Origin of the sequence: Komagataeibacter saccharivorans (assembly GCF_004348195.1) — a bacterium.
In the GTDB taxonomy this organism is placed as follows: Bacteria; Pseudomonadota; Alphaproteobacteria; order Acetobacterales; family Acetobacteraceae; genus Komagataeibacter; species Komagataeibacter saccharivorans.
Genome location: NZ_CP036404.1, coordinates 2,389,057 through 2,412,195 on the forward strand (window position 1 = coordinate 2,389,057; position 23,139 = coordinate 2,412,195).

At 63.8% G+C, this 23,139-nt stretch carries 27 protein-coding genes, 1 tRNA gene and 1 other RNA gene; 18 read left to right on the forward strand and 11 right to left on the reverse strand.

Annotated elements, in window-relative coordinates:
- Positions 1-7: 7 nt before the first annotated feature.
- The 9 genes from gnd to KSAC_RS10995 all read left to right on the forward strand — a co-directional run bounded on the left by gnd (position 8) and on the right by KSAC_RS10995 (position 7,793).
- Positions 8-1,009 (forward strand): phosphogluconate dehydrogenase (NAD(+)-dependent, decarboxylating), encoded by a 1,002-nt coding sequence (gnd, locus tag KSAC_RS10955; protein WP_102325176.1) that lies wholly within the window; start codon positions 8-10, stop codon positions 1,007-1,009.
- A 155-nt stretch (positions 1,010-1,164) separates the two neighbouring features.
- Positions 1,165-2,694 carry a glucose-6-phosphate dehydrogenase gene (gene zwf, locus KSAC_RS10960; protein ID WP_132305409.1) on the forward strand — a complete coding sequence of 510 codons (1,530 nt, stop codon included), beginning with the start codon at positions 1,165-1,167 and terminating at the stop codon, positions 2,692-2,694.
- A gap of 4 nt (positions 2,695-2,698) precedes the next feature.
- The gene (locus KSAC_RS10965; RefSeq protein ID WP_110547503.1) at positions 2,699-3,526 is read left to right on the forward strand and encodes a Cof-type HAD-IIB family hydrolase; all 828 of its coding nucleotides are present in this window, start codon (positions 2,699-2,701) and stop codon (positions 3,524-3,526) included.
- Between the two features lie 27 nt (positions 3,527-3,553).
- The gene (locus KSAC_RS10970) at positions 3,554-4,384 is read left to right on the forward strand and encodes a Cof-type HAD-IIB family hydrolase (protein WP_102325179.1); all 831 of its coding nucleotides are present in this window, start codon (positions 3,554-3,556) and stop codon (positions 4,382-4,384) included.
- Positions 4,377-5,126 carry a 6-phosphogluconolactonase gene (pgl, locus tag KSAC_RS10975; RefSeq protein WP_102325180.1) on the forward strand — a complete coding sequence of 250 codons (750 nt, stop codon included), beginning with the start codon at positions 4,377-4,379 and terminating at the stop codon, positions 5,124-5,126. Before KSAC_RS10970 ends, pgl begins: the two co-directional genes overlap by 8 nt.
- 98 nt (positions 5,127-5,224) lie before the next feature.
- Positions 5,225-5,929: a ribose-5-phosphate isomerase RpiA gene (gene rpiA / locus KSAC_RS10980; protein WP_102325181.1), complete on the forward strand. Its 705-nt coding sequence runs from the start codon at positions 5,225-5,227 to the stop codon at positions 5,927-5,929.
- Positions 5,926-6,495 (forward strand): gluconokinase, encoded by a 570-nt coding sequence (locus KSAC_RS10985; RefSeq protein WP_165927316.1) that lies wholly within the window; start codon positions 5,926-5,928, stop codon positions 6,493-6,495. The genes rpiA and KSAC_RS10985 overlap by 4 nt, the downstream gene beginning before the upstream one ends.
- Complete coding sequence (locus KSAC_RS10990) at positions 6,496-6,969, forward strand: low molecular weight protein-tyrosine-phosphatase (protein WP_110547500.1); 474 nt, start codon at positions 6,496-6,498, stop codon at positions 6,967-6,969. It begins immediately after the preceding gene.
- On the forward strand, positions 6,966-7,793 hold the full coding sequence (locus KSAC_RS10995) for a fructosamine kinase family protein (RefSeq protein ID WP_132305411.1): 828 nt from the start codon (positions 6,966-6,968) through the stop codon (positions 7,791-7,793). The genes KSAC_RS10990 and KSAC_RS10995 overlap by 4 nt, the downstream gene beginning before the upstream one ends.
- Positions 7,794-7,817: 24 nt before the next feature.
- Here the strand turns inward: KSAC_RS10995 and KSAC_RS11000 are convergent, their stop codons facing one another.
- Together KSAC_RS11000 and KSAC_RS11005 are read right to left on the reverse strand one after the other, a co-directional pair.
- Positions 7,818-8,915: an NADH:flavin oxidoreductase/NADH oxidase gene (locus tag KSAC_RS11000; protein WP_132305413.1), complete on the reverse strand. Its 1,098-nt coding sequence runs from the start codon at positions 8,913-8,915 to the stop codon at positions 7,818-7,820.
- A 144-nt stretch (positions 8,916-9,059) separates the two neighbouring features.
- Positions 9,060-9,136: transfer RNA gene (locus tag KSAC_RS11005), tRNA-Asp, on the reverse strand.
- Positions 9,137-9,400: 264 nt separating this feature from the next.
- On the opposite strand from KSAC_RS11005, the gene KSAC_RS11010 reads away from it, so the two are divergent.
- From KSAC_RS11010 to KSAC_RS11020, 3 genes are all read left to right on the forward strand, one after another.
- On the forward strand, positions 9,401-10,336 hold the full coding sequence (locus tag KSAC_RS11010) for a hydrogen peroxide-inducible genes activator (RefSeq protein WP_102325186.1): 936 nt from the start codon (positions 9,401-9,403) through the stop codon (positions 10,334-10,336).
- A gap of 98 nt (positions 10,337-10,434) precedes the next feature.
- Positions 10,435-10,560 (forward strand): type B 50S ribosomal protein L36, encoded by a 126-nt coding sequence (gene ykgO, locus KSAC_RS11015; RefSeq protein WP_003617324.1) that lies wholly within the window; start codon positions 10,435-10,437, stop codon positions 10,558-10,560.
- Between the two features lie 56 nt (positions 10,561-10,616).
- Positions 10,617-11,261, forward strand: coding sequence for a tetratricopeptide repeat protein (locus KSAC_RS11020; protein WP_243705206.1), 645 nt, complete (start codon positions 10,617-10,619; stop codon positions 11,259-11,261).
- A gap of 243 nt (positions 11,262-11,504) precedes the next feature.
- On the opposite strand, the gene KSAC_RS11025 is transcribed toward KSAC_RS11020, so the two are convergent.
- The 6 genes from KSAC_RS11025 to KSAC_RS11050 form a co-directional block, all read right to left on the reverse strand.
- The gene (locus KSAC_RS11025) at positions 11,505-12,467 is read right to left on the reverse strand and encodes a peptidoglycan -binding protein (RefSeq protein ID WP_132305415.1); all 963 of its coding nucleotides are present in this window, start codon (positions 12,465-12,467) and stop codon (positions 11,505-11,507) included.
- 21 nt (positions 12,468-12,488) lie between these two features.
- Positions 12,489-13,535, reverse strand: a complete 1,047-nt coding sequence (locus KSAC_RS11030; RefSeq protein WP_102325188.1) for a flagellar motor protein MotA — start codon at positions 13,533-13,535, stop codon at positions 12,489-12,491.
- A gap of 12 nt (positions 13,536-13,547) precedes the next feature.
- A complete protein-coding gene (locus KSAC_RS11035; RefSeq protein WP_110547497.1) occupies positions 13,548-14,309 on the reverse strand; it encodes an OmpA family protein in 762 nt (253 codons plus the stop codon).
- A gap of 69 nt (positions 14,310-14,378) precedes the next feature.
- Entirely contained in the window at positions 14,379-15,200 is an 822-nt protein-coding gene (locus tag KSAC_RS11040; protein WP_162900519.1) for an inositol monophosphatase family protein, read from the reverse strand.
- A 99-nt stretch (positions 15,201-15,299) separates the two neighbouring features.
- A complete protein-coding gene (gene efp / locus KSAC_RS11045; protein ID WP_102325191.1) occupies positions 15,300-15,866 on the reverse strand; it encodes an elongation factor P in 567 nt (188 codons plus the stop codon).
- A gap of 86 nt (positions 15,867-15,952) precedes the next feature.
- Positions 15,953-17,032, reverse strand: a complete 1,080-nt coding sequence (locus KSAC_RS11050) for a lysine-2,3-aminomutase-like protein (protein WP_132305417.1) — start codon at positions 17,030-17,032, stop codon at positions 15,953-15,955.
- Positions 17,033-17,083: 51 nt separating this feature from the next.
- On the opposite strand from KSAC_RS11050, the gene epmA reads away from it, so the two are divergent.
- Positions 17,084-18,106 (forward strand): EF-P lysine aminoacylase EpmA, encoded by a 1,023-nt coding sequence (gene epmA, locus KSAC_RS11055; RefSeq protein ID WP_132305419.1) that lies wholly within the window; start codon positions 17,084-17,086, stop codon positions 18,104-18,106.
- A gap of 50 nt (positions 18,107-18,156) precedes the next feature.
- On the opposite strand, the gene thiE is transcribed toward epmA, so the two are convergent.
- Positions 18,157-18,783, reverse strand: coding sequence for a thiamine phosphate synthase (gene thiE, locus KSAC_RS11060; protein ID WP_110547494.1), 627 nt, complete (start codon positions 18,781-18,783; stop codon positions 18,157-18,159).
- A gap of 58 nt (positions 18,784-18,841) precedes the next feature.
- The gene (locus KSAC_RS11065; protein ID WP_243705207.1) at positions 18,842-19,261 is read right to left on the reverse strand and encodes a hypothetical protein; all 420 of its coding nucleotides are present in this window, start codon (positions 19,259-19,261) and stop codon (positions 18,842-18,844) included.
- Between the two features lie 56 nt (positions 19,262-19,317).
- Here KSAC_RS11065 and KSAC_RS11070 point away from each other — a divergent pair, with 56 nt between their 5' ends.
- The 5 genes from KSAC_RS11070 to KSAC_RS11090 all read left to right on the forward strand — a co-directional run bounded on the left by KSAC_RS11070 (position 19,318) and on the right by KSAC_RS11090 (position 21,591).
- Complete coding sequence (locus KSAC_RS11070) at positions 19,318-19,632, forward strand: hypothetical protein (protein WP_118962554.1); 315 nt, start codon at positions 19,318-19,320, stop codon at positions 19,630-19,632.
- Between the two features lie 3 nt (positions 19,633-19,635).
- Complete coding sequence (locus KSAC_RS11075) at positions 19,636-19,977, forward strand: cell division protein ZapA (RefSeq protein ID WP_102325196.1); 342 nt, start codon at positions 19,636-19,638, stop codon at positions 19,975-19,977.
- Positions 19,978-19,986: 9 nt separating this feature from the next.
- Positions 19,987-20,145, forward strand: a non-coding RNA gene (gene ssrS / locus KSAC_RS11080) — 6S RNA.
- Positions 20,146-20,155: 10 nt separating this feature from the next.
- Positions 20,156-20,761: a 5-formyltetrahydrofolate cyclo-ligase gene (locus tag KSAC_RS11085; RefSeq protein ID WP_110547491.1), complete on the forward strand. Its 606-nt coding sequence runs from the start codon at positions 20,156-20,158 to the stop codon at positions 20,759-20,761.
- A 14-nt stretch (positions 20,762-20,775) separates the two neighbouring features.
- Entirely contained in the window at positions 20,776-21,591 is an 816-nt protein-coding gene (locus KSAC_RS11090) for a TIGR00282 family metallophosphoesterase (RefSeq protein ID WP_110547490.1), read from the forward strand.
- A gap of 72 nt (positions 21,592-21,663) precedes the next feature.
- Here KSAC_RS11090 and KSAC_RS11095 read toward each other — a convergent pair whose 3' ends face one another.
- Positions 21,664-23,118 (reverse strand): AMP nucleosidase, encoded by a 1,455-nt coding sequence (locus KSAC_RS11095; RefSeq protein ID WP_132305421.1) that lies wholly within the window; start codon positions 23,116-23,118, stop codon positions 21,664-21,666.
- Positions 23,119-23,139: the final 21 nt, after the last annotated feature.

Sequence of the window (23,139 nt, forward strand, 5' to 3'; positions counted from 1 at the left end):
TTTGATTATGCAAATCGGTATTGTTGGTCTTGGCAAGATGGGCGGCAATATTTCCATCCGCCTGACACGCCACGGTCATGATGTGGTGGCCTATGATCGCGATTCCGCCGTTACCGCGAAAGTGTGCGAACAGGCCGAAGCCGGTCGCGCCACCCCGGCCACCGGCCTCAAGGACATGGTTGGCAAGCTGTCAGGCCGCAAGGTGATCTGGCTCATGCTGCCCGCAGGCGAGGTGACGGAACAGGCGGTACAGGAACTCGGTACGCTGATGGGACCGGGTGACATCGTGATCGACGGTGGCAACTCCTTCTACAAGGACGATATCCGCCGCGCCGCTGAACTGGTGAAGAAAGGCATCGATTACATCGATGTCGGCACATCCGGTGGCGTGTGGGGGCTGGAGCGTGGCTACTGCATGATGTACGGCGGCACCAAGGCCGCGACCGATTACATCGATCCCATCCTGTCCGCCCTGGCACCGGGCATTGGCGACATTGCGCGCACGCCGGGCCGCGACGGCAAGGATGGCTTTGATCCCCGTGCGGAGCAGGGCTACCTGCACTGTGGTCCCGCCGGTTCGGGCCACTTCGTGAAGATGGTCCATAACGGCATCGAATACGGCATCATGCAGGCCTTCGCGGAAGGGTTTGACGTGATGAAGTCCAAGAACTCCACCGACCTGCCCGAAGAACAGCGCTTTGATCTGAACATGGCGGACATTGCCGAAGTCTGGCGTCGCGGCAGCGTGGTGTCGTCGTGGCTGCTCGACCTTTCGGCCAGCGCGCTGGCGGGCAACCCGGACCTGTCCAACTACAAGGGTGACGTTGCCGATTCGGGCGAGGGCCGCTGGACCATCGAAGCCGCGATCGAGGAAGCCGTGCCGGTTCCCGTCATCACGGCCTCGCTGTTCACGCGTTTCCGTTCGCGTACGGGCAACAACTTTGCCGAAAAGATGCTGTCGGCCATGCGCTTCGGCTTTGGCGGTCACATCGAAGGCACCAATAACTGACCCTGTTCCCGGTCGGTAACTGACCGGGTCCGCCCGGATACATCCGTATCCGGGCCCCCCGGCTGTTTCAGAACACAAGACAGCAATCAAATGACTGCGCCCGGAACAGCCGGAGGAGGAACACAGGCGGAAAACAGTTCAGGAACAGTATTGCAATGGAAAATATCATCGCATCTGCGGTCTCGCAGGTAGACGACGCCGGACGGGAAAATGCCCCCCGACGCAGTCCGCCGGGGTCGTTTGTCATTTTTGGTGGCGGCGGCGACCTGACGCACCGCCTCCTGCTGCCCGCCATTTACAATCTTGCCTGCGCCGACCTGCTGGATGACGGTTTCAGTGTCATCGCGGTTGACCGCGCGGATCTGACCGATGCGCAGCTACGCCAGAACATGCACGCCGCACTGGAAGATTTCGTCGCCCGTCGCGGGGCGGAAGCCGTGGCCCTGCGTAATGACGTATGGACCTGGCTGGAGCCGCGCATAAGCTACGTACGGGGCGATTTTGAAACCGAACAGACCTATCAGGATATTGCCGCCGCCATAGGTGGGCGGAACTGCATTTTCTACCTTGCCGTTGCCGCGCGTTTCTTTGGACCCATCGTGGACCGGCTGGGTGAAGCCGGGCTGGTGACCGAAGGCCGCAACACATTCCGCCGCGTGGTGGTGGAAAAGCCGTTCGGCCATGACCTGCCATCGGCGATTGCGCTCAATACACGACTGCTCAACACCCTTGACGAGCAGCAGATCTATCGTATCGACCATTATCTGGGCAAGGAAACGGTCCAGAACATCCTTGCGCTGCGTTTTTCCAACGGGTTTTTCGAACCCTTATGGAACCGCCAGAACATCGATCACGTACAGATCACCGCCGCCGAAACGGTGGGCGTGGAACAGCGTGCGAAATTCTATGAAGGTACGGGTGCCGTGCGCGACATGGTGCCCAACCACGTCATGCAGCTTCTGGCCATGACGGCGATGGAAGCCCCGATTTCATTCGACGCCGATGCGGTGCGCAACGAGAAGACCAAGGTACTCGACGCCATCCACACCCTGGCGCCGGGGGACGTGGTGCGCGGGCAGTACGCGGCTGGTGTCGTGGGCGGCAAGGATGTGCCCGGTTACCGGCAGGAACCGGGGGTCGATCCCCATTCCCTGACCGAGACATACGCGGCCATGAAGTTCCAGATCGATAACTGGCGTTGGGCCGGGGTGCCGTTTTACGTGCGCACGGGCAAACGGCTGGCGGCACGCAAGACGGAAATCGCAATCCACTTCAAATCCGCGCCCTATGCCCTGTTCCGCGATACGCCGGTGGAAAGCCTGACCCCCAACATCATGGTCATCCATATCCAGCCGACCGAAGGGGTAACGCTGCAGTTTTCAGCCAAGATCCCCGGTCCTGCCGTCAGGCTGGGCGGTGTGCGCATGAAGTTCGACTATGCCGAATGGTTCAGCGAAGGGCCAAGCACCGGATATGAAACCCTGATCTATGACTGCATGATCGGGGATGCGACCCTGTTCCAGCGCGCGGACAATATCGAAGCCGGATGGCGGGCCGTGCAGCCGATACTGGACTGGGGGCAGGACGGGCGGACACTGGCCCCCTATGCCGCGGGCAGCGAAGGGCCCGCCGCAGCCGACGCCCTGCTGGCCCGCGACAACCGCCACTGGCTGAAGATCGGATAATCCCATGTCCATACCCGTTACCCCGGCGGATGGTGTCCGTCTGGTCGTATCCGATATCGATGGCACCCTGATTACCCCTGAACGCCAGATCACAGCCGCCGCCCATAGTGCCGCGCGCGATCTGGAACGCGCGGGAATCCGGCTCAGCCTTGTCAGCAGCCGTGCCCCGCGCGGGATGATGCAGTTCGTGAAGGAACTGAAGATCAGCACGCCCATAGCCGGGCTGAATGGCGGGCTGATCTGTGATCCCGATGGCACGATCCGCGAACGCCTGTCGCTGGAGGCGGATGTTGCCCGCCGGGCCGTGGAATTCCTGCTGGCCAACGGGGTCGAGCCGTGGCTGTTCATCGGCCATGACTGGCTGGTGCGACGCGCCGATACGCCACAGGTTCACCATGAATGCGCGGTGGTCCGCACCACCCCGGTGCAGGTGGACGATTTTGCCGGGCATTACAGTGATGTCGGCAAGATCATGGGCGTTTCGGCGGACCCCGCCCGCCTGCCGGGCGTGGAGCGTGAACTGGCGGCCATGCTGGGCGGGGGGGCGAGCGTACACCAGTCTTCCCCCATCTACCTTGATATTACGCATCCACGCGCGAACAAGGGCTATGCGGCAAAAGAACTGGCGCATCTGCTGGATACTGATATCCGCAATACGGCATGCATCGGGGATATGAACAACGACATACCCATGCTGAAGGAAGCCGGGGTCAGCATCGCCATGGGCAACGCCCCGGATAATGTGAAGGCCCATGCCCGTTTCGTGACAAGGCCCAACACGCAGGACGGATGGGCGTTTGCCATGGAAAGTTTCGTACTATCCCGCGCATGAACGCGCGGCACATGACAGGGAGAGAACATGCCACAGGATGCAGTTAAACCATCGGCCGATCAGATCAGGCTGGTGCTGGCGGATGTGGATGGCACGCTGGTCACGAAAGACAAGATCCTGACGCCGCGTGCCATCCGTGCGGTCGAACGCCTGCGCGAACGTGGCATCCTGTTCACCATCACCAGCGGGCGTCCGCCCAAGGGGATGAAGATGGTGATCGATCCGCTGAAGATTTCCGAACCTATCGCAGGCTTCAATGGCGGCATGATGGTCCGGCCCGATTTTACCGTGATCGAGGCCCGCACGCTGCCTGCTGATACCGCGCGCAAGGTCATTGGCATCATCCGCGATCACAAGGCCGATCCGTGGGTCTATAACGGCAATGACTGGATCGTTTCCAATGCCGATGCCGCGCATGTGGCGCGTGAGCAGTGGACGGTCAAATTCCCGCCGGTGGTCGGCAATGTGGAAGAAAAGCTGGATCAGGTGGTCAAGATCACCGGTGTCAGCGATGACCTCGATCTCATGAAACGGCTTGAACACGACCTGCAGCAGGCGCTGGGCGATACGGCTTCGGCAGCCCTGTCGCAGCCGTACTATGTGGACGTGACCAACAGGGATGCGAACAAGGGCGGCGTGGTCATGACGCTGGAACGCCTGCTGGGCATTCCTGCGGCGCAGATGGTGACACTGGGCGACCAGCCCAATGACGTGCTGATGTTCCGCAAGAGCGGCATGTCGATCGCCATGGGACAGGCCAGCCCCGAAGTGCAGAAGCAGGCGACATACGTTTCCACCTCGTGCGAGGAGGAAGGGTTCGCCAACGGGATCGAGAAATACGTGCTGGGAGATGCGTGACATGACCGGTGGACATGACGTGAAAACGGGCGCGATGGTTGTCCTCCCCGATGGGGAGGCCATTGCCCAACATATGGCGAAGTGGCTGACGGAACAGGCGCTGGCGAAGAAGGACGGCCCGTTCGTGCTGTCCCTGTCGGGCGGGTCCACGCCGAAGCGGCTGTACCAGATCCTTGCATCCGACGCCTACCGCGACCGCTTCCCGTGGGCGAACACGCAGTTCTTCTTCGGGGACGAGCGTTTCGTGCCCGACAGCGATCCGGCCAGCAACTACCACATGGTCGAGACCGAAATGCTGGCCCACGTTCCCGTGCCGCCCGCCAACGTGCATCCCATGCCGACATCGGGCGATCCGGTGCAGGCGGCGGCGGCGTATCAGGCGGAACTGGAAAAGGTCTATGGCGGCAGCACGCTTGAACCGGGTCGCCCGCTATTTGATGTGGTGATGCTGGGGCTGGGGGATAACGGGCATACCGCATCGCTTTTCCCCCGCCAGCCGGTGCTGAAGGAAACGAAGCTGTGGGTTTCGACCTGCGTGCCCGATGACGCGCCGCATACGCGCCTGACCCTGACCTATCCCGCCATCCATTCCAGCCGCCATGTGGTGTTCATGCTGGCGGGCGCGGGCAAGCAGGAAGCCTTTGCGAAAGTGCGCGCGGGTGATCCGGCGGAACCGGCCAGCCACATCACAACCGAAGGCGAACTCATCTGGCTTATGGACAAGGCGGCAGCGGGGCAATAAGTGCGGAGAAGCGTATCTGGCCGCCTGGATACGCGTTACGCAAATAAGAATGACGGGGCACCCGGGAAAGGGATGCCCCGCAGCAGAGGAAACAGCGCATGTCCACCCACACTACGGACCCGAGGGCAGAACTGAAGCGACAGGCCGCGATCGAAGCGGCCGACATGGTCACGGAAGGTATGGTTGTCGGCCTGGGTTCCGGCAGCACGTCCGCCTTCATGATCGAGGAACTGGGCCGCCGCTGGGCCGAAGGGCTGCGGTTCTGCGCCATTCCCACGTCCGAACGCTCAGCCGAGCAGGCGCGTTCGCACGGGATCAGGCTGGTGACGTTCGCAACCCATCCCCAGATCGACATAGACATCGACGGTGCGGATGAGGTGGAACGCGGTTCCCTCAACCTCATCAAGGGGCTGGGGGGTGCGCTGTTCCGTGAAAAGATCGTGGCGGCGGCTTCACGCAAATTCGTCGTGGTGGTGGATGACAGCAAGCTGGTCGACCGGCTGGGCGCGCGCGTGCCGGTGCCGGTGGAAGTCGCCTCCTTCGGGTGGACCAGCACGGCCCGCCAGCTTGAAGGTCTGGGCGCGCGCGTGACCCAGCGCCTGGACCGCAGCGGCAATGTGTTCGTAACAGACGGGGGCAACATGATCCTCGACTGCCATTTCGGTGAAATTGCCGATTCGGTCGAACTGCAGCGGCGACTGGACGGGATTGTCGGCGTGATCGAGACCGGGCTGTTCATCGGCCGCACGTCGGAAGTGATCGTTGCCACGGTGGATGGCCTGCAGCGGCTGCGCGTGGCATGACCGGGCCGGGGTTGCAGGATCAGGGCATCCGGCCGCTGGTGCTGGTCGTCATGGGGGTTTCGGGCTGCGGCAAGACCACCCTTGCCGAAGGGCTGCACAACCTTCTGGGCTGGCCGTATCAGGAAGGGGACCTGCTGCATCCCCGCGCCAATGTGCAGAAGATGGCCGCAGGCATTCCCCTGACCGATGCCGACCGCACGCCATGGCTGGAAGCCTGCCACACATGGCTGCTGGATCGTGTGAAGTCGGGTCAGGGGGGTATCCTGACCTGCTCCGCGCTCAAGCGGTCCTATCGTGACCTGCTGCGGGCCGACGGGGCTGCGGATATCGTGTTCGTCTATCTGGAAATACCGGAATCGACCCTGTACGATCGCCTGCGTCGGCGGCGGGGACATTACATGCCCGCCAGCCTGCTGCCCAGCCAGCTTGCCACGCTGGAGCCGCCGACGGCGGATGAGCATCCCGTTGTCGTGCATCTGGAGGCGACACCGGCCGAACTCATCGCCGAGACCCTTGGCCTGCTGAAACAGAAATTTCCTGAACGCAATGCCGCCGGACGGGAATAAATGACCGAGTCGCCTGCTGTCCTGTTCGTCTGTACCGGCAATATCTGCCGCTCCCCGCTGGCGGAAGGCGCCTTCCGCCATGCCGCCCGGCAGGCGGGGCTGGCGGTCACGGTCGATTCGGCGGGCACGGGCAACTGGCATGCAGGTGCTCCACCCGACCGGCGTGCCTGCGCCGTGGCCCGCAGGCACGGGATCGATATCAGTGGCTATCGTGCGCGGGTGGTCAAGGTGGCCGATTTCGACCGTTTCACCCATATCATCGCCCTGGACGCCAGCCATCTGGAATATCTGCTGTCCATCCGTCCTGCTGGTTACCGGGCGGAAGTCTCGCTGCTGATGGATCACGTGCCCGGCATGGAAGGGCGCGATGTGGTGGACCCCTATTACGGCAGCGCCAGCGGCTTTGACACGACCTGGCAGGATGTCATGGCGGGGGTCGAAGCCCTAGTCAGGAAGCTGCAGCGCCGGTCATGACCCGTCTGGCCCGCCACGGCGCTGCCCTGCTGGGGGCGCAGATATGGAACTGGCATCCGCTGCAGGGCGGGGACACGGCGCAGACGCTGCTCCTCTATCTCAATGACGGGCGCAAGGTTGTCGTCAAGAACGGTCCCGATCCGGTGGAGGAGGCCGCGATGCTCCGCAGCCTTGGCCGGACCGGTGCGCCCGTGCCGCAGGTTCTGGCGGTGGATGAGGACGCAGTTGTGCTGCAGTACCTGCCGCCCGATGGCAGGCTGTCGGGATGCTGGGACGATCTGGGGCGGGTGCTGGCGCAGGTCCATACCGGCAGGCCCGAGGGGGATACAATCCGTTATGGCTGGCATGCCGACCATGCCTTCGGGGACGTGGCGGTATGCAATGAATGGACGGAAAACTGGGCCGAATTCTGGGCACGTCACCGCATTGGCGTGCATCTGGATCATGTCGGGCCGGACCTTGCCCGCCAGCTTGAAAATCTGATGCGTCGCCTGCCTGACCTGTTGCCGCACAAACCGGTTCCATCCCTGCTGCATGGTGATCTGTGGGGCGGGAACGTGCTGGTATCGGGCAGTCGGGTATCAGGGCTGATCGACCCCTGCTGTCATTACGGCCATGCGGAGGTCGATCTGGCGACAGCAGGGGTATTTGATCGCCCCAGCGCCGCTTTCTACACGGCCCATGGCGGTGTTGAGGCGGGGTATGAAGTGCGTTTCGCCATCTACCGGCTGTGGATCGCGCTTGTGCATCTGCGCCGCTTTGGCGCGACCTATATGCCGCTGGTGGCGCATTATCTCGATGTGGCGGGTGCGGGACGCGCCTGAAGGCGCAATCCCGCCTGATCTGGCCTAAAGGGAGCGGTAGCGCGACAGCCAGTGGGCATAGGGCGCGGGCAGGACCCATGGGGCGTCCTCACGGCCCAGCGCGCGGGCAGCGGCGTAAGGCCAGTGCGGGTTTTCCAGCAGGGGGCGGCCAATCATGGCCAGATCGATCTGTTCCGTGCGGATCAGCCCGTCAATGGTCTGCGCATTGCCCAGATACCAGCTTGTGGCGACCGGCAGGCCGCTTTCCTGACGGACACGGCGCGCAACCGGGGCCATGAAGGACGGTCCCCACGGAATTTTCGCCGTCGGTGTTGAAAAGCCGATGCTGACATCCAGAAAATCCAGTCCGGATTCGCGAAATATCCTGGCAACCGTGATGGCGTCCTGAAGTGTCTGTTCGTCCTGTCCATCAAACTCGATCATGCCAAGCCGTGCGCTGAGCGGGCGGTCCTCCGGCCAGATGGCGCGTACTTCCAGCAGGGTTTCCACCAGAAACCGCGCACGGTTTTCAAGGCTGCCGCCGTAACTGTCATCACGCTGGTTGGAATGGGGGGAAAGGAAGCTCTGCCCCAGATAGCCATGGGCGAAATGCAGCATGAGCCAGCCAAAGCCCACATCGCGCGCCCGCTTCGCCGCCGCCACGAAATCCTGCCGCACGCGGGCAATATCCGCCACCGTCATGGCGCGCGGCACCTTGGGCAGTCCCGCGCCAAAGGCCAGGGCCGAAGGGGCGATGGTTTCCCAGCCACGCGGGTCATCGGCTGCGATCGAATCGTCTCCTTCCCACGGGCGGTTGGCGCTGGCCTTGCGGCCCGCATGGGCAATCTGGATGCCCGGCACCGCCCCCGCGTCACGCATGGCGCGCATCAGCGGGCGAAAGGCTTCGGCCTGTGCATCGTTCCACAACCCGAGGCATCCGGGGGTGATCCGTCCTTCTGGTGAAACGGCGGTCGCCTCCACCACCACAAGTCCGCTGCCGCCCCGCGCCAGCGCCGCGTAATGCGCATGATGCCAGTCGTTCACGACACCATCGACCGCCATGTACTGGCACATGGGCGAGACCACGATGCGATTGCGCAGGGTCGTGCCCCTGAGTGTGTAGGGGGTAAAGAGATCAGTCATTTTTCTGCATCCATCAGCACGGAATGGCGGACAGACTGATCCTGTCTGGCAGATGACGCAATGCGTCAGGCATGCGTGGCATACAGGGGCCGTGCAAGGCTGCAGCAGGGCAGATAGATATTATGTGGGGAGGGCACCGTAAAATGGCGCGAGTGACGGGGCTCGAACCCGCGACCTCCGGCGTGACAGGCCGGCGCTCTAACCAACTGAGCTACACCCGCATCCGCTGCCGCCCCGTGGGGCTGCAACCGTTCGGTGAAAGGGCAAATAACAGGCCGGTCCCGTCATGGCAACAGGGCAGACGAAAAAAAACGTCCTGAACATCATGCTGAGGGCGTTTTGCTGGCAGCAGGGCGGCCGCAGGCCCTTTCCGTGTGGAAGCAGGCTGCCTGGGTGGCAGCGTTACGACTGGCAGCCTGTATCCGTGCCGACGGTAATGCTATCGTGATGGGGAATAATCCACATATGCCTGATCGGAATTACCGATGCTGCCGATGCCTTCCGCCCAGCAGTTGCGTTATCTTGTCACTCTGGCCGAACTGCGTCATTTCGGCCGGGCGGCACGGGCCTGCGCCGTGACCCAGTCCACGCTCTCAGCCGGGATACTGGCCCTTGAGCGCCAGATGGATGCAAGGCTGCTTGACCGCGATGTCGGCAAGAAGGTCGTGTTCACCCCGCTGGGGGACAAGGTGCTGGCCCGCGCCCGTATTGCCCTTGATGCCCTTCAGGGCGTGCTGGACGTAGCCGTGGCGGCGCGCGAACCGATGAGCGGACTGCTGCGCATCGGCGTCATTCCCACCATCGGGCCGTTTGTCCTGCCCTCGCTGGTCCGTCGGCTGCCGCATGCCTATCCGCAGCTCCGGCTTTCGCTCAATGAGGACATGACCCACAACATGATGGAAAAGCTGGCGCTGGGCAGGCTGGACCTGGTGCTGCTGGCCATGCCCTGCGACTGTGATGATAGCGAGACGCTGCCCCTGTGGCGCGACCCGTTCATGCTGGTCATGCCGCGTGACCATCCGCTGGCGAAACTGCCATCGGTGCCGGTGGACAGCATCGTGCATGAAAACATGATCATGCTGGAGGACGGGCACTGCCTGCGCGACCAGACGCTGGCCATGTGCCGTCAGGTGCGTGGCTGGAGCCAGAACGGGGAGGATGCCACCTGTGCGGTGACGTCCCTTTACACAATGCTGGAAATGGTGGCCGCGGGCATGGGGCTGGCGCTGGTGCCGCAGCTTGCGGTCGATTCTCCCCTGCTGGACGGGCAGCTTCTGGCGGTCAGGCCCGTAACGGGGGCGCAGGCGTGGCGCACCATCGGGCTTGCATGGCGGCCGCGTTCGCCACGTGCGACGGATTTTCATACCATCGCCCCGTTTTTCGTGCCCGATTCCATCCCGGAGGCGAATTCGCTGCTATAAAAACCACCAGAATCCGGCCATGGAGTTGACTCTTGGCGCAGGCAGGGGTATTCGGGCGCCTCTTTGGCGGTATTCCGCCGCTAGTCGAGGGTCGGATCATGAAAATCAGAAACAGCCTGAAATCGGCAAAGGTTCGCGACAAGGACTGCCGCGTGGTCCGTCGCCGTGGCAAGGTCTATGTCATCAACAAGAAGAACCCGCGCATGAAGGCCCGTCAGGGCTGATTGTGCCGGACGGCGTTTTGTCCGTCAGCATTTTCTTCAGACAGCCGCAAAGCTGCGTGGACAGGTTTTTAAAAGCCTGTTTACGTGGCTTTTCGTGCGTACCCCTGCTTGTTGCCGCCGGTCTGTTACCCGCGCAGGCCGCCGATGTGACCCCGCCCCATGATCTGGGCCAGCATGCAGGGCCACCGGCCCGCGGTTATGCCAGTAGCCGGCAGCAGGCCGGTACGGGAATTGACGGGCTGGAAACGGAACTGGCGCATGCGGCCAGCGTGCAGGCCGCACGTGATCTGCTGGGGCGGATCGAGCAGTTGCGCATAAAGGATCTGGCCCCCACCACCACCCTGCTGCTGCGTCGCGCGCAGGATGACCTGAACGCCCAGCGCCCGCTGGATGCGACGCAGGACATGGATGATGCCCTGCTGCTTCAGCCCGATGTGGAAGTGCTGTGGCGCAACCGTGCGCAGGCGCGTCTGGCGGCGGCCAATCCTGATGGCGCCGTGGCGGATCTGGGCGTGGCGCTGCATCATGACGGGCGCGATATCATGGCGTGGAAGATTCTTGTGAATGCCGAGCAGCAGCGCGGCGACTGGCTGGCGGCGTGGAAGGCATGGCAGCATGTGGTGGAACTTGATCCCACAACGCCCGATGCCGCCCATGAAACTGAACGCCTGCGCCTGAAGGCCTTTGGTCAGCCGACCTGAGTAAAAGCGGCCCTCAAACAATCCGTCGATAAAAAATAGAAGAAGTTTTTGGACGGGTCTTTTTCAAAAAGGCGGTGTTGCCTGAAGCTTTTTGAAAAAAGATTCACCAATGGGTGCCGCGGATCACATCCATTGGAAGAGCGCAGGACCCGAACCGTGCATCCGGTCCGGCATCTACCCCACGCCCCAAAAGAAACCGACTGGCGATCAGTTCTGGACCGAAAGACGGCTGTATGATCGCCCCTAGCGATCCGTCAGGCGGAATTCGATGCGCCGGTTATGGGCAAAGGCTTCCTGTGTCGTGCCGTGGTCCAGCGGCTGGTAATCCGAAAAGCCGGTTGCGGCCAGATGGTGCGGATCGATCCCTTCCGCAATCAGCAGCTTGACCACCGTGATGGCGCGGGCGGATGACAGTTCCCAGTTGCTGGGGAAGGCGGTGTGGATCGGCTGACGGTCGGCATGGCCGTCCACGCGCAGTATCCATGGTACGTCAGACGGAATCTGCTGCGCGATCTGCCGCAGGGTCTGCGCCAGAATCCTGATCTCCTTCACCCCTTCGGGTGACAGCTCGGCCCCGCCGGGGGGGAACAGCACCTCGCTCTGGAATACGAAGCGGTCGCCTACGATCTGCACGCCCTTGTGGCCCTGCAACACGTCGCGCAGCCGCCCGAAGAATTCGGAACGGTAATGCTGTAGCTGTTCCACCTTTTCCGCCAGCGCGACATTGAGCTGCATGCCAAGCGCGTCAATCTTCCTGTCGCGCTCGCGCACGTCGTTTTCCGTCACATCCAGCGCGGTGGAAAGCGCGCTGAGCTGCTGGCGTAGCTGGGCGACGTGCTCATCCAGCGCGGTGGCGCGGGCCTGCGCGTTGTCGCGCTCGCTGGTCTGCTGGTTAAGCTGCGCGGTCAGGGATGTTGCGGTCGCGGCGTCCGCCTCATGGGTTTTCTGCAGACCTGCGACCTCATGCTGGAGCGCGCTGGTATGACTGCGCTCGAGCGAGAGCATCTGCCCCAGTTTGGCAACTTCATGTTCAAGCTGGGTCAGCGCCTGCTGGCGCTTGTTCAGTGCTACCGACAGGAAAGCCTGCCCCAGCACGAAAACAAGCAGCACGAAGATGATGACCATCAGCAGCGTTGACAGCGCATCGACATAGCCGGGCCAGGCGTTGAGTTCGGAACGGATCGAGCGACGGGAGCGGCGCGCCATGGGATGAACCTTAATATGCGGTCAGGAGGCGGAAGGGTTCTTTCCGGGGGCGCTGGCAGCAATGGTGCGCGCGAGCAGGCGCAGGTCATTGCGGATGTCTGTCACCATCTGCTCCCGTCCCGCCGCCGATTCCTGTACCAGCCGCGCCAGAAGGGATTCGATGCCCTGCAGGTGGTCTTCACCACTCCTGTCGGTCATCTGCACCAGCCGGTCGTTCAGCGCGGTCAGCAGGCGGTGTTCCTGCGCGCGTGTCTCCTCGCTGCGTGAAAGCAGGACCTGAAGCTTGTCCATGTTCTCGGCCGTGTGCTCAAGCAGTGCCTGCACATAGGCGGGAACCGTCGCGTCACTGCCGCCAACCTGCAGCCCGCCGGCAGACAGGCGCGTGATGCTGGCCAGCCATTCTTCCAGTTCGTTGAAAAACCGGGTCTGCGCCTGTCCTGCCGTCAGGTCCAGAAAGCCCAGAACCAGCGCGCCCGCCAGCCCGAACATGGACCCCGAAAACGCCGTGCCCATGCCATGCAGCGGTCCGGCCAGACCGGATTTGAGCTGGTCGAACATGACGTTCATGTCGCCGCTGCCCACGCTCATGTTGCCGATCACATCCGCAATGGACCCCACGGTCAGCAGCAGGCCGTAGAACGTGCCCAGCAGGCCAAGGAATATCAGCAGCCCCGTCAGGTAACGCGACAGTTCGCGTCCTTCGTCCAGGCGGGCGGACAGGCTGTCCAGCAGGGACTGCATGACCGGGGCGGACAGGGTCAGCCTGCGGCCCTTCTCGTGCGTTGCCAGCATGGATGCCATCGGGGCCAGCAGGCGCGGTGGCGGCGGTGTCGTCAGTCCGTCACGTGGATGACGCAGGATGTTGACCCATCGGACCTCGGGCACCAGGCGCAGGATCATGGTGATGTTCCACCCGATCCCCAGCAGGAGGATGCCGACGATCAGCCCGTCGAGATAGGGATTGTTGCAGAATGCCTGATAAAGTGTGGAGGAAAGCAGGGCTGTGACACCCCCGACCGCCAGAAGAAACAGCAGAACCCGTACAAGATAGGTCGTCGGACGTGTCACGCAGTGATTTCCTTAATGCGCAGATGAACCTGTAGTGTCCGAGGCCACCACACCGGAACGGGTGACGTCAATACAATCCGCGCCCGCACCATGTGCGTTTTCATCGGGCAGGCCGATGGCGCGGACATAGATGCGCGTGGGGGCCACGCCCGCATGGATCAGCACCGAACGCGCCGCCAGCCCGCGCGACAGCGCAACACGGCGGGGCGTGGACGGATCATCCTGCCGTCCCTCGCCATACGCGGCCACGATCACATGCTGGTCGGGCAGTTTCGCCATGACTGTGGCAAATGTTTGCAGGGCCGTAATCATGCGGGAATTCATGTCCGCCGACTGACTGGTGAAGTGCAGGCGCGTGCCGCCGGGAATCCGCTCCGCGCGTCCACGGGCATCAGGATTGGCCTTGACCTCCGGCGGGGGCGGGAAGGGATGCTGCGGGACATGCAGTTCCGGCGGCCGGAGCACGGGATTGTCAGGCGGCTTCGTGGCGATTGGTGGCAGCGATGCAAGGGCGGCAGGGGAGGCTATGGCGCTTGCGGGGGCATGGCTGCCCGGTACATCCCCGCCCGGACCCGTTGCGGTCGCGGTTGTGCCACCCTCATGCGGGGTGGCTGCGGGATGCTGGGGCGCGCCAAGGGCATCAAGCGCGCTCCTGCTGGTCGTAACCTGCGCATGCGTGGGCGTAGCCAGACCGCACAGCCCGCATGTGGCGACACCAAGCAGGGCCAGCCCATGCAGGGAACGTCGGAAGAAGGGAAGGGATAGATGCTGCATTGCCCCGGCAGGCTACCGGGGGACGGGGGATGCTGCAATCGGCAAAACAGGCCGGTTGCAGCATTGGCCTCAGTCGATGCTGCTGGCGACCAGTTCGCGCAACTGGGCGTGCAGGTGCGGGTTGCCCACCACCGCGTCGATCGACGCGGGCAGGTCGTTCAGGTCTTCGCCCGCGGGATTGGTGGCGTAACCACCGGCCTCACGCACCAGCAGGATACCGGCGGCGCAGTCCCACGGCTTGATGCCCAGTTCCCAGTAACCGTCATACCGGCCTGCCGCGACCCATGCGAGGTCGAGGGCCGCTGCGCCGAATCGGCGGATGCCGGCCACCTGTGGCATGAGCGCGCCCAGCGTGCGGGCAAAGGACAGGCGGTTGCGGGCTGAAACCTTCGCAAACGGGATGCCGGTGGCGAACAGCGATTCCTGCATCGAACGACGGGCGGAGACGCGCAGGCGACGATCGTTGAGGAAGGCGCCCACGCCCTTTTCGGCCCAGAACATTTCGTTGGCGGCGGGGTTGTAGACCAGACCGGCCACGATCTCGATCGTGCCATCGGGCAGGCGGCGCTGCAGGCCGATGGAAATGGCCCAGTGCGGCAGCCCGTGCAGGAAGTTGGTCGTGCCGTCCAGCGGATCGACAACCCAGCGCCACGTCCAGCCTTCGCTTCCCGACGCACCGCTTTCTTCCATCAGGAAGGCATAGCCGGGGCGCGCGCGGGCCAGTTCCTCGTGAATGGTGGTTTCGGCCCGCAGGTCGGCCTGCGACACGAAATCGCCAGGGCCCTTGATGCTGACCTGAAGCTGCTCGACTTCGTTGAAGTCACGCAGAAGACGGCGTGCAGCCTTCTGGGCAGCGTTCTGCATCACCGTCATATGGGGAGAGAGTCGCATTGCCACGGTGATCGGTCCTGTCTGGTTCGTGCGGTGGGATGAAGGTAGGGGTCTGGAAAAGTGGCTGGCGCGGGACGACCCGCACCGGCCGGTGGGTGGTCAGGACTTGGCGCGCTCGACGTAGGTGCTGTCCTCGGTGCGGACCACGATGCGCTCACCCGCTTCGATGAAGGGGGGCACCATGGTCTTGACGCCATTGGACAGGCGCGCGGGCTTGTAGGACGAGCTTGCCGTCTGGCCCTTGACCACGGGATCGGCCTCGACCACCTCAAGCGTGACCTGCGCGGGCAGGACAACACCGACCGGGTCGCCTTCGACAAGGTTCAGGACCAGCGTCATGTTGTCCTGCAGGAACGGAGCCTGATCGCCCAGCAGTTCCAGCGGCAGCAGAAGCTGTTCGAACGTCTCGGGGTCCATCAGCACGATGTTGTCGCCGTCCATGTAGGAGTAGGTGTATTCCTTCTCCTCGGTCATCAGGCGTTCAACGGTGTCGGCGGTGCGCCAGCGTTCGTTGGTCTTGTTACCGGTCTTGAGGTCGCGCATTTCCACCTGGATGAACGCGCCGCCCTTGCCCGGGGTGATGATCTGCTGCTTCAGGACCGTCCAGCGACGGCCGTCGTGCTCAATAACCTGTCCGGCGCGGATCAGGTTTGCCTGCTGCTTCATGGTGGTCCCTGTAATGGTTGTGGGAAGTATGGCGGTTCGGCTTCTAGCGTCCCCGGCGCGGAAGGGCAAGGTTGCGCGCTGTCTTTTCAGCCCCGTTCCCGTGCAAGCCGGTGGATTGCGCCATCGGGTGCCGTGACCCGCAGGTAGCCGTCCGCCCCGGTATGCAGGTAGTCGGGCGCTATGGGTACCTTGCCGTACCCACCCGGAATATCGATCACATAGGTTGGCCATGCAATACCCGTGACCCGCCCGCGCAGGGAAGCCAGCAGGCGCTGCCCCTCGCGGATGGGTACATGGAAACGCGCGGTGCCCGGTGCGGGGTCAAGCTGGTGCAGGTAATACGGGCGGATGCGGGCCGAGACCTGCGCGCGCAGCAGGGCTTCCAGCGCATCGGGCGTGTCATTGACCCCGCGCAGCAGGACCGACTGGCCCAGAACGGGAATGGCGCGGGCCTGCACCCGGCGGATGGCCGCACGCGCCTGTGGTGTCAGTTCCCGGGCGTGATTGATATGCGCCACCACCCACATGGAGCGCGTGGTGTCCAGCGCATCGGCCATGGCGTCGTCCAGACGCGCGGGGTCCGCCACCGGCACGCGGGTATGGATGCGGATGGTGTGGATATGATCCATCGTTTCCAGGGCCGCGATGATGGCGCGCATGCGGCGTGGCGAGAGCATGAGGGGATCACCCCCCGTCATCACGACTTCATGAATGTCCGTATGCGTGCGCAGCCAGTCCAGCGCGCGGGCCAGCGCCGCATCGTCCAGCACCCCGCCGCCGGGGCCGACATGTTCGCGGCGGAAGCAGAAGCGGCAGTATAGCGGGCAGACCAGCAGCGGCTTGAGCAGCGCGCGGTCGGCATAGCGATGCACGATGCCCGGTACGGGGGAAAGGGCGTCATCACCGATCGGGTCCGGGTCTTCCACCGCTTCGGTATGGCATTCGGCGGCATCGGGGATGACCTGCCGCCCGATCGGGTCGTCGGGCGTCTCGATCAGGGCGGCAAAAGCGGGGGGAATGGCGGTGGCATACTGCCGGGCCACCTGTTTCAGTTCCGGTGCCTGTTCTGGCGTGACCAGACCCGCATCAAGCAGGTCCGCCACGCTGCGCAGCGTGCGGCGGGCGTCCGTGCGCCGGGGTGTGGAAGGGTTGACCGTGGATGTCATGCCGGGGCTGTACTGCGCCGCCGTATTCGCTGCAACCGGAGATCCCGTCCCATGCCCGATTCTGTCCGTTCCCGTCCCGATCCGGCCCGCATTGCCGACCGGCTGCCCTTCCTTGTGCGGCGCAACCTTGTGCTGCGTGGCGTGCGGGCGTTTTTCGATGCCCGTGGCTACATGGAAGTGGAAACGCCCTACGCGGTTCCGACTCCGGGGGAGGAAGTGCATCTGAAGGTGTTCCGCACGGAACGCGAGCGGGTGGACGGCACGGTTGAGCCCCTCTGGCTCCATACCAGCCCCGAATTCGCCATGAAGCGCATCGTGGCGGCAACGGGCCTGCCCGTGTACCAGCTTGCGCGCGTGTGGCGGAACGCGGAAGGCAGCAGGCTGCATGCGCATGAATTCACCATGCTGGAATGGTACCGGCCCGGCGCGACGCTTGCGACGCTGATGGACGAGACGGAAACCCTGCTGCGTGCGGTCCTGCCCCCCAGTGTCGGGGTAGGGACGGATACCATCGCTATCGCAGCCCCGTTTGAACGGCTGAGCGTGGCGGAAGCATTCCTGCGTCATGCGGGCGTGGATATTCTGGCAACCGAAGGGGATGCCGCTGCTCTGGCCGCAGCCGCGGGCTGCGCATTACGTAAGGACGAGACGTGGGAGGACCTGTTCTTCCGCCTGATGATGGCCCGCATCGAACCGCATATCGGTCGTACGCGGCCCACATTCCTGACGCACTGGCCCGCAAGTCAGGCCGCCCTTGCCCGCCGGGACCCGGCAGACCCGCGCGTGGCGCTGCGTTTCGAGCTTTATGCAGGCGGAATCGAGCTAGCCAATGCGTTCGAGGAACTGACCGACAGCACCGAACAGCGCCAGCGTTTTGCACAAGACCGCGCACGGCGGGCCGGGCTGTATCCCGACGTTGCGGGACTGGACTGGAAGCTGGACGAAGCCTTCCTTGCGGCGCTGGACAGCCTGCCGCCGTGCGCAGGCATCGCGCTGGGCTTTGACCGGCTGGTGATGCTGGCTGCCGGCACGCCCCGTATTGCCGATGTGCAGTGGATGGGCGACGGGGCATAGCCATGCCGCCGCACTGCGGGTGATGGCGGCCTTTGGGGTGCGGTCGCGGTTCAGGCGGCGTCGATGGCGGCGTTCATCGCCCGCACACCAGCGCCGGGTCCATCGGGATGGGACCAGACGGCGCTGATGACGCACAGGAAATCCGCCCCCGCCTGCACCAGTGGCGCGCAGTTGGCTGGCGTTATGCCGCCAATGGCCACGACCGGCAGTTCGATCATGCTGCTCCACCACGTCAGCAGGGCCGGATCGGCACGGACTTCCGTTTCCTTGGAGGGTGAAGGGAAGAACGCGCCAAAGGCTATGTAGTCAGCCCCTTCCTCACCCGCGCGCAGGGCCATGTCACGGCTGTCATAGCATGACACGCCCAGTTGCAGGTCATCGCCCAGCACACGGCGGGCTTCGGCCACGTCCATGTCTTCCATACCCACATGCGCGCCGTCACAGCCGCAGGCAACGGCCAGATCAGGCCGGTCATTGAGGATGAAGGCGACATTGCGCGCATGCGCCACGGGCTGGAGCACCGCCACGGCATGGCGGATGGCGTCGTCCGTCACGTTTTTCAGGCGAAGCTGGACGGCGGCAACAGGGCCGGCATCCAGCGCTTCGGCCAGAAGGGGGGCGAACGCCACGGGATCGAGCGATTCGGGCGTGATGAGGTAAAGCTGGCAATCGGTCATGTCGGGTCGATCCTATGCCACCGCGCGGGCGGCGAACACCCCCCGCATGGGCGTCGTGTCACGTCAGGTTACGGGCGCACAGGTATCGTTCCAGCGTGTCGCATGCGTTACGCGCCGGAAGGTCCAGCGCCACGGGGCGGCGGGACAGCACATGCCCGCCCGTGGCCTGCGCCAGCGATGCAAGCGCATGTTGCTGCGCGGGCGTTGCGCTGACAATCACATGCTTCATGCCCGCACGCAGGGCCGCTGCGGCATGGCCCGCGGCCTGTCCGCAGTCCAGCATGGAAGGCAGGGGGCAGCCAGCCGTAAGGGCGGCCCACCATGGCACCCCCATGAAACACCCCGCCCCCGGTGGCGAAACCACTGCGCAGTCCACACGTAATGAGGCCACCACCGCCATGACCTGCGCCAGATCCCGCGCGCAGCTAATGACCACATGCGGAAGGTCGGGCACACAATGGTCTTGTTTGTCGATCATGCTTGACGTTGAAACGCCATCGCGCGATCAGTTCAAGGGGAGGAATGCGGGAAAGGATGAACGTGTCTGACATTATCATGCCACCGGAGCACGACATGGCGCACACGCCTTCGGATGCCGGGCCTGCTGATACAGGCCCTGCGGAAAACGGCCAGAACCGGCATCATGACCAGAACCCGGCCGACCGCCTTGAACTGGCGCTGAACCGCATTGCCTTTGCCCTTGACCGTCGTGCCGAACTGGCATCCGTGGCCCGTCCGTCCGCCCCGGATACGGACCTGCAGGCGCTTGCCGCCAATATCGACGCCCTGATCGCCCGCGTGCGCGATGTGCTGGGCGATGAAGGCCGACTGATCGGTGGGGAGGGCTAGCGCATGGCGCAGGTGACAGTACGCATCAACGGCTTTTCCTATCCCGTGGGATGCAAGGAAGGGCAGGAGAAGCATCTTCAGGCCATGGCGCAGGAAGTCGAACGCCGGATCGAGCGTATCCATGCGCTGGGTGGTCATAGCGGGGAAGGGCGGCTTCTGGCCCTTGCGGCCCTGCTCATGGCCGATGAGATCCATGATCTGAAGGCGGAAAAGATGTCTTCCGATACCGCCCACCAGCTTGCACAGGGCAGGCAGGCGCGAATCGAGAACGAGCGGCGGACCGAGCAGCTTGCCCATCTGGTCGAGCGTGCGGAAAGCATTGCAGCCGCCATGGAAGAGGACTAGAATGAAAGGGCGGGGCTACCGGGTGCGTCAGGCATGATTCAACCCCTGGGCCGATAAGCACTTCCTAGGGAGCTGGCACTGTCGTGATCGTGGTCACGTTACCTGGCGCCCACCTGCGTCAGCAGGTCCGGGAGGGCTGATCCGACCAACGGCCACGGTGGCTCCGTATTATGGTTTCATGACTTCTCCTGAATCCTGGCCTGTCACGCACGCCAAGCAGGCCCTGCGTGGCGTCATGTCCGCGCGCAGGCGCACATTCTTTTCCAGCCCCGACCGGGAAGCGGCTGAATACAGCCTGCACCGGCGCATGGTGCGTACCCTGCGTGGCATGGCCGGGGCGGGGGACTGCATCGCCCTGGTCTGGCCGCTGCCCGGTGAAAGCGACCTGCGCCCCGTGATGCAGGCCCTTCATGCCGATGGCCTGTGCATCGCCCTGCCAGAAGTTACCGCGAAACGTCGTCCGCTTACCTTCCGCCTGTGGCAGCCGGACTGCGTCATGCAGCCGGGCCATCATGGCACCTGCCACCCCGAAGGGCCGCCGGTGCAGCCCGATGTGGTGTGCGTGCCGCTGCTGGCGTTTGACAGGCGGGGCATGCGGCTGGGATATGGCGGTGGGTATTACGATCGTACGCTGGCCGCGCTGCCGCGTGCGCGCGCCATGGGGTTCGGACTGTCCTTTCAGGAAGTGACATGCATTCCCACGGGGCTGTATGACGTGGCTTTGCCCGCGATCGTGACCGAACGTGAACTGATCCGGTGTCGTGGTGACAGGCGGGCGCGGTAAAAAAGGCTGTTTTCTTGAGAATTCTGTTTCTGGGTGACATCGTGGGCCGTGTCGGGCGCGAGGCTGTTCTTTCCCGTCTTCCGACCCTGCGGCGTGACCTTGCCCTCGACCTTGTGGTGGTGAATGGCGAAAATGCAAGCCATGGCTTCGGCCTTTCCCCCGCCATTGGCCGGGATCTGCTGGAAGGGGGAGCGGATGTCATCACCCTGGGCAACCATAGCTGGGACCGCCGTGACCTGATCGGCCATATCGGCAGCGAACCGCGCATTATCCGACCCGCCAATTACCCCCCCGGCACGCCGGGGCAGGGGAGCGTGGTTGTGGAACTGGTGGACGGGCGCAAGGCGCTGGTCGCCAGTGTCATGGGCCGTCAGTTCATGGATGCAATGGATGATCCCTTCCGGGCGGTCACGGATATCCTGTCACGCCACCGGCTGGGCGTGACCGTACAGGCCGCCGTGGTGGACGTGCATGCCGAAGCCACGAGCGAGAAATGGGCCATGGGCCATTTTCTCGACGGTCGGGTCTCGCTTGTGATCGGAACCCATACCCACACGCCTACGGCGGATCACCGCATCCTCAACGGTGGTACGGCGTTCCAGACCGATGCGGGTATGTGCGGCGATTATGACAGTGTGATCGGCATGGGCAAGGATGCGGCCATTGCGCGTTTCGTGCGCAAGATGCCCGGTGAGCGCCTGCAACCTGCCGAAGGGGAAGCCAGCATCGCGGGCATGATGGTTGAAACCGATGATGCGACCGGCCTGGCCCGTCGCATGGCCCCGGTGCGTCAGGGTGGGCATCTGGCCCCGACATTGCCTGATTTCTGAAAAACCCGCCCTGGATCGGGGCATGGGGCAGAAAGCCGCCTTGCCTTCGGTCCTCCGGCTTCCCCTTTCCTTCTAGCGGAAAGCCGGTTCGTCAAACCCGCGCAGCTTGCGTGAATGGAGTCGGTCCACGCCCTGCGCGCGAAGCTGCTGCATGGTTTCGATTCCCACCACCAGATGCTGGCGCACGCGTTCGCGGTAGAACGCGTTGGCCATGCCGCGCAGCTTCAGTTCCCCATGCAGCGGTTTGTCCGATACGCATAACAGCGTGCCGTAGGGCACGCGGAAGCGGAAGCCATTGGCGGCGATCGTGGCCGATTCCATGTCCACCGCAATGGCGCGGGACGTGTTGATGCGGGTGAACAGGGCGTTAAGCCGCAGTTCCCAGTTACGGTTATCCGTCGTCATGACCGTGCCGGTACGCAGGCGGGTCTTGACTTCCGCATCGTGCAGGCCGGTGACGCGCGCGGTCACGTCCTGCAGGGCGACCTGCACTTCGGCAATGGGGGGTACGGGCACCCATGGCGGCAGGTCGTCATCCAGCACATGGTCATCGCGCAGGTAACCGTGCGCCAGCACGTAATCACCCAGCTTCTGGCTCCGGCGCAGGCCCGCGCAGTGCCCGACCATAAGCCAGCAATGCGGGCGCAGTACGGCCAGATGGTCGGTAATCGTTTTGGCGTTGGCAGGTCCTACACCGATGTTGATGAGGGTGATGCCATCCCCATCCGGGCGGCACAGGTGGTAGGCGGGCATCTGCGGCAGGCTCTGGCCCGCATGCGTCGCCATATGGGGTGTGTCGCGGGTGTGGATGATCTCGCCGGGTTCCACGAAGGCGTTGTATTCCGTCCCGCCATCGACCTGCGCATGGCCATATTCACGAAAGGCATCGACATAACGCTGATAGTTGGTCAGCAGGATGAAACGCTGGAAATGACGTGGGGCGGTGCCGGTATAGTGGTGCAGGCGCGCCAGTGAGTAGTCCGTGCGCGCCGCCGTGAACAGCGCCAGCGGGCGCGGCACGCCGGGACGGGGGATGTAGTCGCAGTTGGCGATCGAATCATCGGTTACGTGCAGGTCCGGCAGCGCGAAGTGCGACTGGATCCATGTCAGGTCCGATTCCGTCAGGGACGTGACCGCTTCTTCCATCACATAGGACAGGGGAATGGGCTGGCGGGAGCGCCCCACCATTACCGGGGCCTGATAATGGTGCAGCAGCCCTGCGATCTGTTCGCGCCAGTAATCGGCGAACAGGGCGGGGCGCGTCAGGGTGGTGCCGTAGAAGCCCGGTTCCAGTACCACGTCAAAGGGCGGGCGCGGCCCGTCGGGTGGCAGCGGGGCCTGTGGTGCGAAGGCAAGGTAGGGATAGACCGCATCCGCCAGACCCGTCGTATCGCGTGTGGAGAAAGCATGCCGGATCAGGCTGGCGGCGTGGTTGTACAGGGCGGTGATATGGGCGACGGCGGCATCGGCGCTGTCGAAGGTACGGAAGTCACGCCCTGCCTTCTGCAGGAATCCGGCTGTGTCCATGCTGCGAAATCTCCCTGCTGT